The organism is Novosphingobium guangzhouense, from assembly GCF_002896965.1.
GTDB lineage: Bacteria > Pseudomonadota > Alphaproteobacteria > Sphingomonadales > Sphingomonadaceae > Novosphingobium > Novosphingobium guangzhouense.
The window spans coordinates 1-901 of the sequence record NZ_LYMM01000012.1 but is presented as its reverse complement, the minus strand read 5'-3'; the positions used below and the strand labels follow the sequence as shown (position 1 = coordinate 901).

Here is a 901-nt window from a genome sequence, read left to right as displayed (position 1 = left end):
GAAGCCCAGCGCCGCACGGTGATGTCCGCATCGATGGTGGGGCTCAAGGGCCGGGTCCAGAAGGAGGGCGAGGTGATCCACGTCATCTGCGACCGGATCATCGATCACGGCGATCTGCTCCACCGCGTCGGCGAGATGACCTTCCCGCACCAGACCGGCAGGGGAGACGGAGCGCGCCATGCCAGCGCGCCGGATCGTGGCGACCTTACCCGTAGCAAGGGGGAATGGAGCCCAAAGCCGCATGACAGTTACTGGCCGCCGCATGCCGAAGGCCGCGATCCCGAAGAGGTTGTGCGCTTCAAGTCGCATGATTTTCATTGAGATGGATGCAAGCCTGCCGAAACATCAGCGCATAGTCATTGCGCTTTCCGTGCATATCCTGCGCAGCGGCGTAACCCGCTGCGGTGAAGCGCGGGTCGATACTATCGAGGTCCGCCTCGCGCTTCGCTGTCTGCTCCCCCATTGCCGCGAGCGGTGGCCGCTTGAACTGTACTGGGATGCGGCGCGTCAGGAAAACGAGATTGGACGTGCCCAGGGTGTCACTGCGGCATTCAACGGAATCGTGCGTCAATTGCGGCTTGCCGGACGGTATGATGAAACGGCGTCGTCGTAGTCGCAAGAACGGTACCGGGCGCTGAGAGCCGAACAGCTCCGGCGTCCTGCAGCGCGCTGAATCCCGGCTGCAAATCAATGCCAGTGAATTCACCTGTCTTTGCGACTTTTGTGACCCTGGTGCGTTGACGGGAGCGATGCCTGAAATCGAAAGCTCCCTTCTCGTTGCCGCCAATCGCCTGCACCATCGCGGGTTCACGACCCCCATCATGTATTGCCGAAACGAAGACGTTCTGATCGGCCGGATCGAGGGCCTAGCGCACGACGTTTCCTGGCGAAGCGTTGATCT

2 protein-coding genes are annotated in these 901 nt (G+C 61.6%); one reads left to right on the top strand and one right to left on the bottom strand.

Translation table 11 applies throughout. The features are described from left to right. The coding region (locus A8V01_RS04180) for a hypothetical protein (RefSeq protein ID WP_146037177.1) at window positions 1-321 on the top strand (321 nt) is incomplete at its 5' end. Here the strand turns inward: A8V01_RS04180 and A8V01_RS28455 are convergent. Then, window positions 299-706: a hypothetical protein gene (locus A8V01_RS28455; protein WP_170065825.1), complete on the bottom strand. Its 408-nt coding sequence runs from the start codon at window positions 704-706 to the stop codon at window positions 299-301. The two genes, A8V01_RS04180 and A8V01_RS28455, sit on opposite strands and share 23 nt — an antisense overlap. Window positions 707-901 lie beyond the last annotated feature (195 nt).